15 protein-coding genes and 1 tRNA gene are annotated in these 15,792 nt (G+C 59.4%); 7 read left to right on the forward strand and 9 right to left on the reverse strand.

The window, feature by feature from the left end; all coding sequences use genetic code 11:
• Positions 1–221 precede the first annotated feature (221 nt).
• The 4 genes from J3361_RS21610 (at position 222) to J3361_RS29575 (ending at position 3,085) form a co-directional block, all read left to right on the forward strand.
• A complete protein-coding gene (locus J3361_RS21610) occupies positions 222–1,439 on the forward strand; it encodes an MFS transporter (RefSeq protein ID WP_207966243.1) in 1,218 nt (405 codons plus the stop codon).
• Between the two features lie 233 nt (positions 1,440–1,672).
• Positions 1,673–2,116, forward strand: a complete 444-nt coding sequence (locus J3361_RS21615; RefSeq protein WP_207966244.1) for a DUF3592 domain-containing protein — start codon at positions 1,673–1,675, stop codon at positions 2,114–2,116.
• A gap of 4 nt (positions 2,117–2,120) precedes the next feature.
• A complete protein-coding gene (locus J3361_RS21620) occupies positions 2,121–2,708 on the forward strand; it encodes a hypothetical protein (protein ID WP_207966245.1) in 588 nt (195 codons plus the stop codon).
• Positions 2,709–2,713: 5 nt separating this feature from the next.
• Positions 2,714–3,085 carry a c-type cytochrome gene (locus J3361_RS29575; protein ID WP_243458972.1) on the forward strand — a complete coding sequence of 124 codons (372 nt, stop codon included), beginning with the start codon at positions 2,714–2,716 and terminating at the stop codon, positions 3,083–3,085.
• Positions 3,086–3,704: 619 nt separating this feature from the next.
• Here the strand turns inward: J3361_RS29575 and J3361_RS21625 are convergent.
• The gene (locus J3361_RS21625) at positions 3,705–3,872 is read right to left on the reverse strand and encodes a nucleoid-structuring protein H-NS (RefSeq protein ID WP_207966273.1); all 168 of its coding nucleotides are present in this window, start codon (positions 3,870–3,872) and stop codon (positions 3,705–3,707) included.
• Positions 3,873–4,168: 296 nt separating this feature from the next.
• Between J3361_RS21625 and J3361_RS21630 the strand changes: the two genes are divergently transcribed.
• Positions 4,169–6,232, forward strand: coding sequence for a calcium-binding protein (locus J3361_RS21630; protein ID WP_207966246.1), 2,064 nt, complete (start codon positions 4,169–4,171; stop codon positions 6,230–6,232).
• Positions 6,233–6,326: 94 nt separating this feature from the next.
• On the opposite strand, the gene ychF is transcribed toward J3361_RS21630, so the two are convergent.
• The 8 genes from ychF to J3361_RS21670 all read right to left on the reverse strand — a co-directional run bounded on the left by ychF (position 6,327) and on the right by J3361_RS21670 (position 13,244).
• The gene (ychF, locus tag J3361_RS21635; protein WP_207966247.1) at positions 6,327–7,427 is read right to left on the reverse strand and encodes a redox-regulated ATPase YchF; all 1,101 of its coding nucleotides are present in this window, start codon (positions 7,425–7,427) and stop codon (positions 6,327–6,329) included.
• A gap of 22 nt (positions 7,428–7,449) precedes the next feature.
• Positions 7,450–8,034 carry an aminoacyl-tRNA hydrolase gene (pth, locus tag J3361_RS21640; RefSeq protein ID WP_003185374.1) on the reverse strand — a complete coding sequence of 195 codons (585 nt, stop codon included), beginning with the start codon at positions 8,032–8,034 and terminating at the stop codon, positions 7,450–7,452.
• A 166-nt stretch (positions 8,035–8,200) separates the two neighbouring features.
• The gene (locus J3361_RS21645; RefSeq protein ID WP_207966248.1) at positions 8,201–8,803 is read right to left on the reverse strand and encodes a 50S ribosomal protein L25/general stress protein Ctc; all 603 of its coding nucleotides are present in this window, start codon (positions 8,801–8,803) and stop codon (positions 8,201–8,203) included.
• Positions 8,804–8,943: 140 nt separating this feature from the next.
• Complete coding sequence (locus J3361_RS21650; protein WP_003171603.1) at positions 8,944–9,885, reverse strand: ribose-phosphate pyrophosphokinase; 942 nt, start codon at positions 9,883–9,885, stop codon at positions 8,944–8,946.
• 47 nt (positions 9,886–9,932) lie between these two features.
• Positions 9,933–10,007, reverse strand: a tRNA-Gln gene (locus J3361_RS21655).
• 37 nt (positions 10,008–10,044) lie between these two features.
• Complete coding sequence (ispE, locus tag J3361_RS21660) at positions 10,045–10,896, reverse strand: 4-(cytidine 5'-diphospho)-2-C-methyl-D-erythritol kinase (protein ID WP_207966249.1); 852 nt, start codon at positions 10,894–10,896, stop codon at positions 10,045–10,047.
• 1 nt (position 10,897) lies between these two features.
• Complete coding sequence (gene lolB / locus J3361_RS21665) at positions 10,898–11,515, reverse strand: lipoprotein insertase outer membrane protein LolB (protein ID WP_186705004.1); 618 nt, start codon at positions 11,513–11,515, stop codon at positions 10,898–10,900.
• A gap of 4 nt (positions 11,516–11,519) precedes the next feature.
• On the reverse strand, positions 11,520–13,244 hold the full coding sequence (locus J3361_RS21670) for a tetratricopeptide repeat protein (RefSeq protein ID WP_207966250.1): 1,725 nt from the start codon (positions 13,242–13,244) through the stop codon (positions 11,520–11,522).
• Between the two features lie 172 nt (positions 13,245–13,416).
• Between J3361_RS21670 and hemA the strand changes: the two genes are divergently transcribed.
• Complete coding sequence (gene hemA, locus J3361_RS21675) at positions 13,417–14,706, forward strand: glutamyl-tRNA reductase (protein WP_186705006.1); 1,290 nt, start codon at positions 13,417–13,419, stop codon at positions 14,704–14,706.
• Entirely contained in the window at positions 14,703–15,785 is a 1,083-nt protein-coding gene (prfA, locus tag J3361_RS21680) for a peptide chain release factor 1 (protein ID WP_207966251.1), read from the forward strand. Before hemA ends, prfA begins: the two co-directional genes overlap by 4 nt.
• Positions 15,786–15,792: the final 7 nt, after the last annotated feature.

A 15,792-nucleotide genomic window follows, 5' to 3' on the forward strand; every position in this document is an offset into this window, starting at 1 on the left:
GCCAGCTCTGTAGCGAAACTTCCCATTCTCGGTCCCCTTTGTAAGGAGCCGCGTTATAGCTCATTAACAAGGCAAGATTCAGACCATGGCGTTGGGCTATCACCTTGGATTTCGACAATTTTTCAAGGTCGATAGCTAGCTAAGGGGATAGCCTTGTCGCACCGAAAAATGGCACATTGACGCACCTGCCCGTGTGCACCCTCTGTCGTATGGAAACCTCCATGGCTATCAGCAATACCCAGGCCGACACCTCGGCCGTTGCCGCTCCGGCGCAAAGCAGCCCGTTGGTCATGCGCATCATCGGCGCCGTGGCGCTGGCGCACTTGATCAATGACTTGATCCAGGCGGTGCTGCCGTCGATCTATCCAATGCTCAAGGACAGCTATGGCCTGACCTTCACCCAAGTTGGCCTGATCACCCTGACGTTCCAGTTGACCGCATCGTTGTTGCAGCCATGGGTCGGCTATCACACCGACCGGCACCCCAAGCCGTGGCTGTTGCCGGCCGGGATGGTGTGCACGCTGATCGGCATTGTGATGATGTCCATGGTCGGCAGTTTTGCCCTGATCCTGTTGGCGGCTGCGTTGATCGGCATTGGCTCGTCGACCTTCCACCCGGAAGCGTCGCGGGTCGCGCGACTGGCCTCGGGAGGCCGCTACGGGCTGGCGCAATCGACGTTCCAAGTGGGCGGTAACGCCGGCTCAGCGTTCGGCCCGCTGCTGGCGGCGGCGATCATCATTCCCTATGGGCAAGGTAATGTTGCGTGGTTCGGGTTGTTCGCACTGTTTGCGTTGTACGTGCTGTACCGCATCAGTCGCTGGTACGCCAACCACTTGAACCTGTTCAAGCTCAAGCAAGGCCAGGCGGCCACTCATGGCCTGTCCAAGGGCCGGGTCTTGAGTGCGCTGGTGGTGCTGGGGCTGTTGGTGTTTTCCAAATATTTCTACATGGCCAGTTTTACCAGCTACTTCACGTTCTACCTGATCGAGAAGTTCGACCTCTCGGTGGCCTCTTCGCAGTTGCACCTGTTCCTGTTTCTCGGCGCGGTGGCGGCGGGGACCTTTTTTGGCGGGCCGATTGGCGACAGGATCGGGCGCAAGGCGGTGATCTGGTTCTCGATCCTCGGCGTGGCACCGTTCACCCTGATCCTGCCCCACGTCGACCTGCTGTGGACCAGCATCCTCAGCATGGTCATCGGTTTCGTCCTGGCCTCGGCGTTCTCCGCCATCGTTGTGTACGCCCAGGAACTGGTGCCGGGCAATGTCGGGATGATCGCCGGCGTGTTCTTCGGGCTGATGTTTGGTTTCGGCGGGATTGGCGCCGCGTTGCTGGGGCACCTGGCGGACATCCGTGGTATCGAGTATGTGTACTGGCTGTGCTCGTTCCTGCCGTTGCTCGGGGTGTTGGCGATTTTCTTGCCGAGGGCCCGGAAGGCTTGAGAGGGGCGAGAGGTTTGAACATCTATGTGAGTTGAGCCGCCGCTATCGCGAGCAAGCTCGCTCCCACACGTTCAGTGGTGTTCACGCGCTTGCTCGCGAAGGCGTCGGTATCTCCAGCATCATTTCAAGCTGACCCGACACCGTAGCCCTGTATTCAAATCCAGTGATACGCCATAGCCTGGCTTTTTGTTATTCTCACCGCCTTCTTTCATGGATGAATACCGGGACAAGCTATGGCTAACGACACCCCGTCACGCATAGGGACGATACTGCTGGGCCTGCTTTTTGCGCTGATTGGCGTTGGCTTGTTGGGCATTGCCGTCAACCTCACCCTCGACCGTCGCGACTTTCTCGCCCGGGCACAGACCGCCGATGGCATCGTCAGCCATTTGAATGCCGGTGGTTCGCATCCTGAAATCGCCTTCACCACCGTCAACGGTGAAAAAATCTCCTACCCCCAGGGCGGTTTCATCTTCGGTTATCAGAAAGACCAGCCGGTGCGCGTGCATTACTTGCCCGAGCAGCCGGCTGGCAGCGCCATCGTCGATGCTCCGGCCGCACTGTGGGGCACCTCCGGGGTGTTGGGGTTGATCGGTTTGGTATTCACCCTTGTCGGCTTGCTAAAAGCTTTCCGTCAACGCGGCCGCGGTGCGGCTCATTCACATAAAGGACTTTGAACGTATGAGCTCCAACATCCCTCTCCCGGTCAATGAAAGTCGCTGGCAGTACCAGACCGCCAGCGGCGGCGGCCTGACCGTGGTCATGGTGGCCGGCAGCGGCGGCTCGATTATCCTGCGTTCGCCCCAGGGCGAGGACGTCAGCTACCGTTATGGCGGTGTTGGCGTGGGTGTCGGGTTTGGCGCAAGGCTGCCGCGCTTCGGCAAGATCAATATCCAGATCAAGGGTAAGGGTGTGGCTGCGGCCGGTGCGGCGGAGGCGTTTCCCAGCACCGGCAAGGTGTTTGTCAGCGACGCCTTGGTCAATCGCGACCTGACCAGCGACGACATCACGGGTCCTTGCATGTATACCGAAGTGGGCGTGGGCCTGGTGGTCGGCGGTTCGGCCACGGCCCTGCTGTTCGGGCTCGACCCCAAGTTGCTGGCGTTATCGGTGGCCTTGAGCGCCAACCCGGCGACTTCGCTCATTGCGGCGACCACGGTCAACCGGCAACTGGCGCGCTCGGCCAAGGGGGCGGTGGTCATGGCGGGTGTGAATGCTGGGTTGCAGGCCGGTGGTGGTGCGGCGATCTATATGGGTTATCTGTTCTAGTGAGAATGTCAGTCATTGCTTCACTAGGGATTTTGTCGCTGATTCAAACATCGCTGTCCTTTGCGGATAATGCCAATGGGAAAAATATCTATTTGCAGCGATGTGTGATGTGCCATGGGGTGGACCTCAAGGGGACGGGGCCTTTGGCTCATAAGAGCAATCCTCCTACGCCTGATCTTACGACTGCGGCTTTCAAGGAACGCTTGAGGGTTTATCCGGGGGTTATTGTGTCGTCGGTAATACTTCGGCCCAATGGGGGCTTGATTCCCAGGACGTTGAAAGAGAATGGTGTGAAGTTGGTGCCGTTTGATTGGGGGGTTAGGGAGTTTCGCGATTTGAATCAGTATATGAGTGGTGTGATTTTCAAAGGCCGGTGACTTTCGGGGCTTTTTTTCGTGTTGTTGATGATCTTGTGTGTATATCCGTTATCTAGGTAACGGCTAATTATGGTTCCGCTCTTACAGCGGGTCACTTTTGAAGAGCCCGGAAGCCGGCCCAGTCAAAAGTAACCAAAACGCTTCTGCCCCACCACTCGGCACCTCGCTAAGGCTCGGTGTGCCCTCACTCCGGCATTGCTCCGTGGGCCGCCGCGAAGGGCCATCCATGGCCCAGCGCGGCTACCTCGGCATCCATGCCGAGGTGCCCACTGCGCAATGCCTGCGTTCGGCCAGCGTGGTTTAACGGGGCGTCAAGATCAAGATCAAGATCAAGATCAAGATCAAGATCAAGATCAAGATTAAGATCCAAAGCAAAGCAAAGCAAAGCAAGAGCCGTGTATCCAGTATCTATGTGACTGAGCCACCGCTTTCGCGAGCAAGCCCGCTCCCACATTTGATCTTCAGCAGACACAAGATTCATGTGCACCGCAAAACCTGTGGGAGCGGGCTTGCTCGCGAAGAGGCCGCCCCATCCAACATCATCGCAAACTGACACACCGTCTTCGCGAGCAAGCCCGCTCCCACAGGAGAAACGCGGTCCCATCCAGAGCCAGGTCGGCTATAAGGCCGCCTCGCGGTGGACGTTGATCTCGGGCGCCCCGTTAACCACGCTGGCCGAACGCAGGCGTTGTGGAGTGGGCATCCCGGCATGGATGCCGGGATAGCCGCGCTGGGCCATGGATGGCCCTTCGCGGCGGCCCACGGAGCAATGCCGGAGTGAGGGCATGCCGAGCCCTAGCGAGGCACCGAGTGGTGGGGCAGAAGCGCTTTGGTTACTTTCGCGCTTTTCGAAAGTGACCCGCTGTAAGAGCGGAACCATAAGTAGCCGTTACCTAAATAACGGATATACACCTCATCCCCCGCAACACCACGTGCAAGTTAGACGTTAAAGCGGAAGTGTCCCTTCTCGTCGGCTTCAACAAACCACTGGTCGAACTCCGCTCATGCCAACGCTGGGGCGGCGTGCAAATCTTTACTGCTCTACTAGAGTGACGAATCCAACACCCGTTAAAGGATTAACCCATGGCAACCAGCGATAGCACGATGGCAAATACCCATACCGTGATAACTGGCCCGGGCACTGTCCAGGTCGACCTCACCGGCCAGTTCGATGATAACCAGAGCATCATTATCCAACCGGACGGCAAGATATTGGTTGGAGGCTATACCGAGTACCTGGCTTGGGGATACCCCGGCGCGCCAGGCGAGGAAAGCTACGGTTACGAACAGAACCATTCCGTTGTCCGGCTAAACGCCGATGGTAGCCTGGACACCAGCTTCCATGAAGGTGGCATTGACATCGTACCTGTTGCCATAGCCCCGGCGTCGCGCTACGAGCTGACGGCGGTGCAGCCCGATGGCAAGGTGCTAGTCGCCGTTGCGTTGAACACCGGCGTACAGGTGGAGCGCTTCAACAGCGACGGGACACGCGATGCCAGCTTTGGCCAAAATGGTGCTGTTACGGTCGACATCGGCCATGACTTCAAGGACATCGACCTGACGGCGAATGCGGATGGCACATTCCAGATCAGCGCCCGTGGATTTGACCAGGCCACAGTGACAAGGATCGGCAATGACGGCACTTTCGTCGAAGGTTTTGGCGACAATGGCGTGCTGACTGTCAAGATTCCCGAAGACGCTTACTACAACGGAGGGATATCTACTGCGGTGCAGGCAGATGGAAGTGTTGTGGTCGGGGCTGCATACAATGCCGCCGGCGTTGGTGATCCGACGTACACCCTGCAGCGCTTCAACCCCGACGGTCAGCTGGATACCCGTTTCGGTGATGACGGTGTCCTCTCCCTGAGCGCTGCCACGGGTTTTGGCGAAGACTCAGTCGTCACCGTGCAGGCTGACGGCAAGATCATCGTGATGGGCCATGGCGAAGGCGATACTTTGGTTACTGTCGCGCGGCTTAATGCTGATGGCTCCTTCGATACCAGCTTCGGCTCCGATGGTAGGATGACGTTCGAGGCCGACACGCCTGTCGCTTTGACGGTACAAGGCGATGGCAAGATCCTCGCCGCGGGCACGAACAATGGGGATTTCAGCATCATCCGTTTGAACGCGGATGGCAGTGTGGATACCGGCTTCGGCAGCCAGGACGGCAAGCTTCATGTGGACGGATACGCCGGCGAAGAAATCCTGCAGGGGGGCGATGCCGGCGAAATCATCCACGGCTTGGCGGGTGATGATGTGCTCCAAGGCAACGGCGGACGCGACGTTCTGCAGGGCGGCGCTGGCGCTGACATTTTCCGCTACACCGAGCTGAGCGACAGTTTCCGCACGGCTACGCAAAACAACAGCGACCGGGTCGTGGACTTCGACGTCTCACAGGACCGCATCGACCTGATAGGCCTGGGCTTCACCGGCATTGGCGATGGCCATGGCGGCACCTTGGCTGTCATGGCGAGCGCAGATGGCACCCGCACCTACCTCAAGAACTACGATGCGGATGCCTCCGGGCAACGGTTTGAACTGACCTTGGACGGCGACTTGTCGGGGCAGTTGGACAACACACACTTGGTGTTCACCGCGCCCACTGTCGAGGGGACGTCTGGTAAAAATACGATTACCGGTTCTGCCTTGTCGGAAATCATCTACGGCCTGGATGGCAATGACCGTATCAACGGCGGTGCTGGTGCTGATGTCATCATCGGTGGCGCGGGCGCAGACCGTCTCAACGGCGGCGATAGAACCGACATTTCGTTGTGGACAGATAACCGTGAAAACGCCGACGTGTTCCGCTATCTCTCTACCGAGGACAGCTATCGTACGGACAGCCAAAGCTTTGCCGACCTTATCGAAGGCTTTACCGTTGACGACAAGATCGATGTATCGGCCCTGGGTTATACCGGCTTCGGAGACGGTACGGGCACTACGCTGGAGATGGTTTACAACAACGAACTGTACCGCACTTACCTGAGGGATGTGGAAGCGGACGCACAAGGCCACGGATTCCAGGTCGCGCTTGCTGGGGATTGGCGAGAAAGCCTTGATGAGGATGACATGATCTTTGCGCCCGACGCCGAGATAGGGCTGATCGGGGTAGCGCCCGAGGCCGATCCAGGGCATTTATTGACCTGACGTCAGCTCCAGACGGTCGCGTGGCAGCGAGTAGCTGCCACGCGATGGGGTCTGAGGACGTTGATCGCCCCCAATGACCTGATATGAAAAAGCGTCAGACGTTGAAGCGGAAATGCATAACGTCGCCATCCTTGACGATGTATTCCTTGCCTTCCAAACGCCATTTACCCGCTTCCTTGGCGCCCGCTTCGCCCTTGTACTGAATGAAATCCCCATAGGCGATAACTTCAGCACGGATGAAACCTTTTTCGAAGTCAGTGTGGATCACGCCAGCGGCTTGCGGCGCGGTGGCACCGACGCGGACGGTCCAGGCGCGGACTTCTTCGACACCGGCGGTGAAGTAGGTCTGCAAGTGGAGCATCTCGTAGCCCGCGCGGATCACGCGGTTCAGGCCAGGTTCTTCCAGGCCCAGGGCCTCGAGGAACATGTCCTTCTCTTCGCCATCGTCCAGCTCGGCGATTTCCGCTTCGATCTTGTTGCAGACCGGCACGACCATGGCGCCTTCTTCTTCGGCGATGGCCTTGACCACGTCCAGGTGCGGGTTGTTCTCGAAACCGTCTTCAGCGACGTTGGCGATGTACATGACCGGCTTGGTGGTCAGCAGGTGGAAACCCTTGATCACCAGCTTCTCGTCGGTGCTCATGTTCTTCATCAGGCTGCGCGCAGGCTTGCCTTCGGTGAAGTGGGCGATCAACTGCTCCAGCAGGCCTTTCTGAACGACCGCGTCCTTGTCGCCACCCTTAGCGTTGCGGGCCACTTTCTGCAGCTGTTTTTCACAGCTGTCGAGGTCGGCGAAAATCAGTTCCAGATCGATGATTTCGATGTCGCGTTTCGGGTCGACGCTGTTGGAGACGTGAATCACGTTCTCGTCTTCGAAGCAGCGCACGACGTGGGCGATGGCATCGGTTTCACGGATGTTGGCCAAGAACTTGTTGCCCAAGCCTTCGCCTTTCGACGCACCAGCCACCAAGCCTGCGATGTCGACGAATTCCATAGTGGTCGGCAGGATGCGCTTGGGGTTGACGATGGCGGCCAAGGCTTCCAGGCGCGGATCGGGCATCGGCACGATGCCGCTGTTCGGCTCGATGGTGCAGAAGGGGAAGTTCTCGGCCGCGATACCGGATTTGGTCAGGGCGTTGAACAGGGTGGACTTGCCGACGTTAGGCAGGCCGACGATGCCGCAATTGAATCCCATGGTGTTTCCCCTCGGATAAGTGTCAGGCCTTCTGGCTGTGCAGGTTTTTCATCGCGCGGTTCCATTCACCGGCGAGGATATCCGGCAGCACGCCGAGGGCAAAGTCGATGCTGGCATCGAGTTTTTCCTGTTCGGCGCGAGGCGCACGACCCAGGACAAAGTTAGAAACCATACTGGCAACGCCTGGGTGGCCGATGCCGAGCCGCAGGCGGTGAAAGGTATTCTGATTACCCAGTTGCGCGATGATGTCGCGCAACCCGTTGTGACCGCCATGGCCGCCGCCCTGCTTGAGCTTGGCAACGCCCGGAGGCAGGTCGAGTTCGTCGTGGGCCACCAGGATTTCTTCAGGCTTGATGCGGAAGAAACCGGCCAATGCCGCCACGGCCTGGCCGCTGCGGTTCATGTAGGTGGTGGGAATCAACAGGCGAACATCCTGACCCTGGTGCGAGAAGCGCCCGGTCAGGCCGAAATACTTGCGATCGGCGGCCAGGCTGACGCCTTGGGCGTGCGCGATGCGCTCAACAAAAAGGGCCCCTGCGTTATGCCGGGTCTGTTCGTATTCAGCGCCTGGATTTCCCAAGCCAACGATCAGTTTAATGGCAGTCACGATAGGGGCCCTTCCTGGAGTGTGGATAACAATGTCGCAATCAGGCGTTGTTGCGACAGTGGACGAAAATGGCGGATCTACCGTTAAGTAAACTTCGCGTTCTCGCCCGCTGTCTCGCTACGTTCCAGTCCGCGATGTTTCCGGTCACTCCGGCGACAGAGTGAAATTACTCTGCAGCGCCTTCTTCAGTGGCTTCTGGAGCAACACGTGGAGCGTGGACGTTGGCAACAGCCTTGTCATCGCCGTGTGCCAGAGCAACAAACTCAACGCCTTTAGGGGCCTTGAGGTCGGACAGGTGAATGATCGTGCCGACTTCGGCGTCAGCCAGGTCGACTTCGATGAATTCAGGCAGGTCTTTCGGCAGGCAGGACACTTCGATTTCCGAAGTCACGTGCGAGATTTCGCCGCCTTTCTTGACCGGGGCAGCTTCGTTGATGAAGTGCACTGGAACAACAGCAGTCAGCTTCTGACCGGCAACAACGCGGACGAAGTCAGCGTGCATCACGTGGCCTTTGGCCGGGTGACGCTGCAGGGCTTTGATCACGACGTTTTGCTTGGTGCCGCCAACGTTCAGCTCGATGATGTGGCTGTAGGCCGCTTCGTTTTCGAGCAGTTTGGCAACTTCTTTGGCCAGCATGCTGATGGACTCAGGGGCTTTGTCGCCACCGTAGACTACAGCTGGAACCAGGCTTGCGAGACGACGCAGGCGGCGGCTCGCACCTTTCCCCAGGTCGGAACGCACTTCAGCATTCAGAGTAAAATCGTTCATGTTGTATCTCCAAAATAGCCATTTCCGAATGACGTCTGCGACCGACGCCAAAGCGGTATGGGCAAAAAAGCCCCGCCCCAACATGAGTGTTGGGGCGGGGCGCTTTTCGTCAACGAGATCTTCTGGAAAGGGCAGGGCCCTTAACGGAACATCGCACTGATCGATTCTTCATTGCTGATGCGGCGAACCGCTTCGGCAACTACCGGTGCGATATCCAGTTGGCGGATACGCGCACAGGCTTGTGCTGCAGCGGACAGCGGGATGGTGTTGGTCACCACCAGCTCGTCCAGCACGGAATTTTCAATGTTCTCGATCGCTCGACCCGACAGCACAGGGTGTGTGCAGTAGGCAAAGACCTTGGCAGCGCCATGCTCTTTCAGGGCCTTGGCCGCGTGGCACAGGGTGCCGGCGGTATCGACCATGTCATCGACCAGGATACAGGTGCGCCCTTCGACGTCGCCGATGATATGCATCACTTCGGAGTGATTGGCTTTCTCACGGCGTTTGTCGATGATACCCAGATCCACGCCCAGGGATTTGGCAACAGCCCGTGCACGCACGACGCCGCCAATGTCCGGGGACACGATCATCAGGTTTTCGAAGCGCTGATCTTCAATATCATCCACCAGGACCGGGGAGCCGTAGATGTTATCCACGGGGATATCGAAGAAACCTTGGATCTGGTCAGCATGCAAATCAACCGTGAGAACACGGTCGATGCCGACTACGGTCAGCATATCAGCCACGACTTTCGCGCTGATTGCCACACGTGCGGAACGCGGACGGCGATCCTGACGGGCATAACCAAAGTAAGGAATAACAGCAGTGATACGAGTAGCCGAGGAGCGACGGAAGGCATCAGCCATCACGACGAGTTCCATCAGGTTATCGTTGGTCGGAGCGCAAGTCGGCTGAATAATGAAGACGTCTTTACCGCGAACGTTTTCATTGATCTCGGCAGTGATTTCGCCGTCGGAAAACTTACCGACAGAAATGTCACCGAGAGGGATATGCAGCTGACGTACGACACGCCGAGCCAGATCGGGGTTAGCGTTCCCCGTAAAGACCATCATCTTGGACACGCGCAGTACCTGAAGGCTGAGGGTATACCTGGATGAGTATAGGAAAATGGCAGGGGCGGCTGGATTCGAACCAACGCATGGCAGGATCAAAACCTGCTGCCTTACCGCTTGGCGACGCCCCTGTATCTATTGCTGCGAGTGCCCAGCACTCGATTCCTTTTAGAGCAGGTCTTGCAGCTTGCGATGCAACATCGAAACGTTGCTTCCCTTTGCTACAAACCCTGTAAGGGTCTCTGTCAGAAGGGCCGAGACTTTATCAGCTTCAGCTTTGCTTGGGAAGCCCCCAAACACACAACTTCCAGTTCCGGTGAGTTTTGCTTCGGTAAATTTACCTAACAAATTCAATGCGTTACGTACATCTGGGTAACGCCTTGCTACCACCGGTAAGCAGTCATTTCGACTGTTTCCCTTGGGAACGGGGCGCACTTTAATGGGAGGAGAGTTACGTGTCAACAGTGGATCTGAAAAAATTTCTGCTGTACTTACAGAGACTTGCGGCACCAGCACCACGTACCAGGGTTCCTCGGGTTCCACCGGGGTGAGTTTTTCCCCAACGCCTTCGGCAAAAGCGGCGTGGCCACGCACGAAAACCGGCACGTCGGCGCCCAGCGAAAGGCCCAGCGCCGCGAGGCGATCGATGTCCCAGTCCAACTGCCACAAGTGATTGAGGCCCAGTAAAGTCGTCGCGGCATTCGAGCTGCCGCCACCGATGCCACCGCCCATGGGCAGGATTTTTTCGATCCAGATATCGATGCCTAGCGCGCAACCGGATTGCGCCTGGAGTTTTCGTGCGGCCTTGACGATCAGGTTGCTGTCGTGGGGGACGCCTTCGAATTCAGTGTGCAGGCGAATCACGCCGTCGTCGCGCACGGCAAAGGTGATCTCGTCGCCGTAGTCCAGGAACTGAAAAATAGTCTGCAACTCGTGGTAACCGTCCGGGCGGCGTCCAAGGATGTGCAGCATCAGGTTGAGCTTGGCCGGGGAGGGCAGGATCAGGCGTGCAGCGGTCATGTCATTGCCCCAGCTTGCGCGGCTGCCATTGCTTGATCACCAGCGTGACGTCGAGGTTGCTGCCGTGCAGCTTGATGCGTTCAGGCAGCCAGTAGCCGTTCTGCTGGGCATAGCTGAGGTATTCGATCTGCCAATCGTCCTGTTCCAGATTGGACAGGCGGCTGTCGGCGTCGAGGGTCAGACGACTTTTACTGTCCGGTGCCGGCAGTCCACGAACCCACCAGGTCAGGTGGGAAACCGGCAGTTTCCAGCCCAGCTGTTCTTCCAGCAGCGCTTCGGGGCTGGGCGCCTCGTAGCGCCCCTGGTTGGCGACTTCCAGCGAAACCTGGCCCGGCCGGCCGGTCAGGCGGGCCGCACCACGACCCAGCGGACCCGACAGGCGAATATCGTAGTAGTCCTGGCGTTGCAGCCAGAACAGCGTGCCACTGCCCGAGTCTTTCGGGGCGCGGATGCCGATCTTGCCGTCGATCTGCCAGCCGTCCAGGCCGCTCAGTTGCTGCTTGTGCTCGCGCCACTGGGCCTGGTTGCCCTGGCCTTGGACGGATTCACGGGCGCCGAAGCCCGCGCAACCGGCGAGCAGGGCAATGAAGCTGAAAACGATGAGATGGCGCAAAAACATAATCTTAAAGAGTCTCGGATCCGGTCAGGCGTTTGATGGTGCTGCGCAAGATAGGGCTGTCGGGCTGATCCTTGAGGAATCGGCTCCAGATCTGCCGGGCTTCGCGTTGTTTGCCGTTGGCCCACAGGACCTCGCCCAGGTGAGCGGCGACTTCCTGGTCGGGAAAGCGCTCCAGGGCCTGGCGCAACAGGCGTTCGGCTTCGTCGAGATTGCCCAGGCGGTAATTCACCCAGCCCAGGCTGTCGAGTACCGCCGGGTCTTCCGGATTGATCTGGTGGGCCTGTTCGATCAGCAGCTTGGCCTCGTCGTAGCGGGTAGTGCGATCCGACAACGTATAGCCCAGGGCGTTGAGGGCCATGGCGTTGTCCGGATCGCGCTGGATGATCAGGCGCAGGTCTCTTTCCATCTGGGCCAGGTCATTGCGTTTTTCCGCCAGCATGGCGCGGGTATACAACAGGTTCAGATCGTCCGGGTATTGCTTCAAGGCTTGTTGCAGCACGCTCCAGGCCTTGTCGCCCTGATTGTTGGCCGACAGGGTTTCGGCTTCGATCAGGAACAGCTGGATGCCGTAGTCCGGTTGGGAATCACGTTGTACGGCGAGGCGGCTCTGGGCATCGGCAGTCTTGCCATTGCTGATCAGGATATCGGCCTGGCGCAACTGCGCCGGCAGATAATCGTTGCCCGGGCCGACCTGGGCGTACTCGATCAGTGCGCTCTCGGGGTCGTTGCGTTCCTCGGCGATGCGACCCAGGTTCAGGTGGGCCGAGTCGACATGGCTTTCCCGGGCGATCAGGTCTTCCAGATAACCCTTGGCCTCTTCCCAGGCCTTGGCTTCCAGGCAGACCAGCGCCAGGGAATAGCGCAACTCGTCGTCTTCCGGGTATTGCTGGACCAGGCTGGAGAACTCCACCTTGGCGTCGTCCATGCGGTTGTTTTCCACCAGCATGCGGGCGTAGGTGAGGCGCAGGCGCTTGTCGTCCGGATACTTCTTGATGCTTTTTTGCAGCAGCGGCAGCGCTTCGTCGCCACGGTTCAAGCCTTGCAGCAGGCGTGCCCGTAACAGGATCGGCGCCACTTCGCCGGCTTCCGGCGGGTTGTCTTCCAGCAGGGTGAGGGCGCCCTGGGCGTCACCGTCCTGTTGCAACAGCAGGGCCTTGCCGAAAATCAGCTGGCCGTTGTTCGGGTGGCGCTGCAACAGGCGATCGAAGCTTTTCATCAGGCCGTTGCGGGTTTCCTGGTCGGTGTCGGCGGCGGACAGCGCCAGGAAATCGAAATGAGTGTCGCCCTTGCCCAGCAGGACCTTCTCCATATACACCATGGAGTCGTCGTAGCGCCCGGCCCGGGCCAGTTGCACGGCGGCGGCGCGCTGCGCTTCGAGGTCGTCCGGGGCGTTCCTGGCCCAGATCAGCGCCGTATCGAGCGCGGGTTGGTCGGCGCCCAGGTATTCGGCAATGCGAAATGCCCGCTCGGAGATGCCCGGGTCCTGGGTGTTGATGGCCTGGGTCACGTAGTTGTCCAGCGCAATGTCGAAGCGATTGCGCTGGCCAGCCAGTTCGGCGCTCAACAGGCTGAAGATGGTTTCTTCGCTGAAGGAGCCGTAGACCTTGGGTTTTTCAGGGGCCTGCACGCTGTCTTCGACGGGCGGCGTACCGTCCGTCGAAACGGGGGCCATGGACTGGCAGCCGCTGAGCACGGCGAGGGCGAGGAGCAACGCGGAAGATCTATTCATATAGGAAGAGGACGACTAACCTGCGGTCGGATCATCATGACACAAGCCTTGGGGCAAGCATAACCGCCCCGTCGATTTACCCTCCAGGGCCGGGCGATAGAGATGGAGTAGTTGTTCTGGATCTGACGAAGTAGGACAATTGCCGGCTTCTCGTCACCATCAGCGACCTTGAATGGCCTTCCTTGCACTCGGTATCAACCACAAGACTGCTTCAGTAGACGTCCGCGAGCGCGTGGCCTTTACGCCTGAGCAGCTGGTCGAGGCCTTGCAGCAGCTCTGCCGACTGACCGACAGCCGCGAAGCTGCGATCCTCTCCACCTGCAATCGCAGCGAGCTCTATATAGAACAGGATCACGTTTCGTCCGATTCAGTGTTGCGCTGGTTGGCCGAATACCATGATCTGAGCCTTGAAGAGCTGCGTGCCAGTGCCTATGTGCACGAAGACGATGCGGCCGTTCGTCACATGATGCGCGTAGCCTCGGGGCTGGACTCGCTGGTGCTGGGCGAACCGCAGATTCTCGGCCAGATGAAGTCGGCCTACGCCGTGGCCCGCGAGGCCGGCACCGTCGGCCCGCTGCTGGGGCGCTTGTTCCAGGCGACGTTCAACGCCGCCAAGCAGGTGCGCACCGACACCGCCATCGGCGAGAACCCGGTGTCCGTGGCATTTGCCGCGGTCAGCCTGGCGAAACAGATCTTCAGTGATCTGCAACGCAGCCAGGCGCTACTGATCGGCGCCGGCGAGACCATCACCCTGGTCGCCCGCCATCTTCACGACCTGGGTGTGAAACGCATTGTCGTTGCCAACCGCACCCTGGAGCGGGCCAGTACCCTGGCCGAACAGTTCGGTGCCCATGCGGTGCTGCTGTCGGACATTCCCGCCGAGCTGGTGCACAGCGACATTGTCATCAGTTCCACCGCCAGCCAGTTGCCGATTCTTGGCAAGGGCGCCGTGGAAAGTGCCCTGAAGCTGCGCAAGCACAAGCCGATTTTCATGGTGGACATCGCCGTTCCCCGGGACATCGAGCCGGAAGTCGGCGAGTTGGACGACGTTTACCTCTACAGCGTCGACGACTTGCACGAGGTGGTCGCCGAGAACCTCAAGAGCCGGCAGGGCGCGGCCCAGGCGGCGGAGGAGATGATCAGCGTTGGCGCCGAGGACTTCATGGTCCGCCTGCGCGAGCTGGCTGCGGTGGATGTGCTCAAGGCGTATCGTCAACAGAGCGAACGCCTGCGCGACGAGGAGCTGCAAAAGGCCCAGCGCCTGCTGGCCAATGGCGGCAGCGCCGAAGAGGTGCTGGTGCAACTGGCTCGCGGCCTGACCAACAAATTGCTCCACGCTCCCAGTGTCCAGCTCAAGAAACTGACCGCCGAGGGCCGCCTCGATGCGCTGGCCATGGCCCAGGAACTCTTTGCCCTCGGTGAGGGCTCACCGGATAGCTTTTCGGATAAAAAACCGCAATGAAAGCGTCACTGCTCAACAAACTGGACATCCTCCAGGACCGTTTCGAAGAACTGACCGCCTTGCTGGGCGACGGCGAAGTCATTTCCGACCAGAACAAATTCCGCACCTATTCCAAGGAATACGCGGAAGTCGAGCCGATTGTCGTCACCTATAAACAGTTGCTTAAAGTGCAGGGCGATCTCGAAGGCGCCCAGGCGCTGCTCAAGGACAGCGACCCGGACATGCGCGAAATGGCCGTGGAGGAAGTCCGCGAAGCCAAGGAGCAACTGGTTGAACTGGAAAGCAGCTTGCAACGCATGCTGCTGCCCAAGGACCCGAACGACGGGCGCAACGTGTTCCTTGAAATTCGTGCCGGCACCGGCGGCGACGAGGCGGCGATTTTTTCCGGCGACCTGTTCCGCATGTATTCGCGCTACGCCGAGCGTCGCGGTTGGCGGGTGGAAATTCTCTCGGAGAACGAGGGCGAACATGGCGGCTATAAAGAAGTCATCGCCCGGGTCGAAGGCGACAATGTCTATGGCAAGCTGAAATTCGAATCCGGCGCCCACCGTGTGCAACGCGTGCCGGCCACCGAATCCCAGGGGCGTATCCACACCTCGGCCTGTACCGTGGCGGTATTGCCCGAGCCGGACGAGCAGGAAGCCATCGAGATCAACCCGGCGGACCTGCGGGTCGACACTTACCGTTCTTCCGGCGCGGGCGGCCAGCACGTCAACAAGACCGACTCGGCGATCCGTATCACGCACTTGCCCTCGGGCATCGTGGTCGAGTGCCAGGAAGAACGTTCCCAGCACAAGAACCGCGCGCGGGCCATGGCCTGGTTGTCGGCCAAGCTCAACGACCAGCAGACCAGCGCCGCCGCCAATGCCATCGCCAGCGAACGCAAGTTGCTGGTGGGCTCGGGCGATCGTTCCGAGCGGATCCGTACCTACAACTTCGCCCAGGGCCGGGTCACCGACCATCGCGTCAACCTGACCCTGTATTCCCTGGACGAGATCCTTGCCGGTGGCGTCGATGCGGTGATCGAGCCGTTGCTGGCCGAATACCAGGCCGACCAGTTGGCGGCGATTGGCGAGTGAGCACAGG

It is taken from the genome of Pseudomonas sp. OA65, from assembly GCF_017498305.1.
In the GTDB taxonomy this organism is placed as follows: domain Bacteria; phylum Pseudomonadota; class Gammaproteobacteria; order Pseudomonadales; family Pseudomonadaceae; genus Aquipseudomonas; species Aquipseudomonas zanjanensis.

Excerpts from the sequence above, each read along its gene's own strand:
- hemA (WP_186705006.1), top strand. The coding sequence starts at position 13,417 with ATGGCCTTCCTTGCACTCGGTATCAACCACAAGACTGCTTCAGTAGAC.
- J3361_RS21610 (WP_207966243.1), top strand. The coding sequence starts at position 222 with ATGGCTATCAGCAATACCCAGGCCGACACCTCGGCCGTTGCCGCTCCG.
- prfA (WP_207966251.1), top strand. The coding sequence starts at position 14,703 with ATGAAAGCGTCACTGCTCAACAAACTGGACATCCTCCAGGACCGTTTC.
- J3361_RS21670 (WP_207966250.1), bottom strand. The coding sequence starts at position 13,244 with ATGAATAGATCTTCCGCGTTGCTCCTCGCCCTCGCCGTGCTCAGCGGC.
- J3361_RS21625 (WP_207966273.1), bottom strand. The coding sequence starts at position 3,872 with ATGCCCTCACTCCGGCATTGCTCCGTGGGCCGCCGCGAAGGGCCATCC.
- ychF (WP_207966247.1), bottom strand. The coding sequence starts at position 7,427 with ATGGGATTCAATTGCGGCATCGTCGGCCTGCCTAACGTCGGCAAGTCC.
- J3361_RS21645 (WP_207966248.1), bottom strand. The coding sequence starts at position 8,803 with ATGAACGATTTTACTCTGAATGCTGAAGTGCGTTCCGACCTGGGGAAA.
- lolB (WP_186705004.1), bottom strand. The coding sequence starts at position 11,515 with ATGTTTTTGCGCCATCTCATCGTTTTCAGCTTCATTGCCCTGCTCGCC.
- J3361_RS21615 (WP_207966244.1), top strand. The coding sequence starts at position 1,673 with ATGGCTAACGACACCCCGTCACGCATAGGGACGATACTGCTGGGCCTG.
- ispE (WP_207966249.1), bottom strand. The coding sequence starts at position 10,896 with ATGACCGCTGCACGCCTGATCCTGCCCTCCCCGGCCAAGCTCAACCTG.
- J3361_RS21630 (WP_207966246.1), top strand. The coding sequence starts at position 4,169 with ATGGCAACCAGCGATAGCACGATGGCAAATACCCATACCGTGATAACT.
- J3361_RS29575 (WP_243458972.1), top strand. The coding sequence starts at position 2,714 with ATGTCAGTCATTGCTTCACTAGGGATTTTGTCGCTGATTCAAACATCG.
- J3361_RS21620 (WP_207966245.1), top strand. The coding sequence starts at position 2,121 with ATGAGCTCCAACATCCCTCTCCCGGTCAATGAAAGTCGCTGGCAGTAC.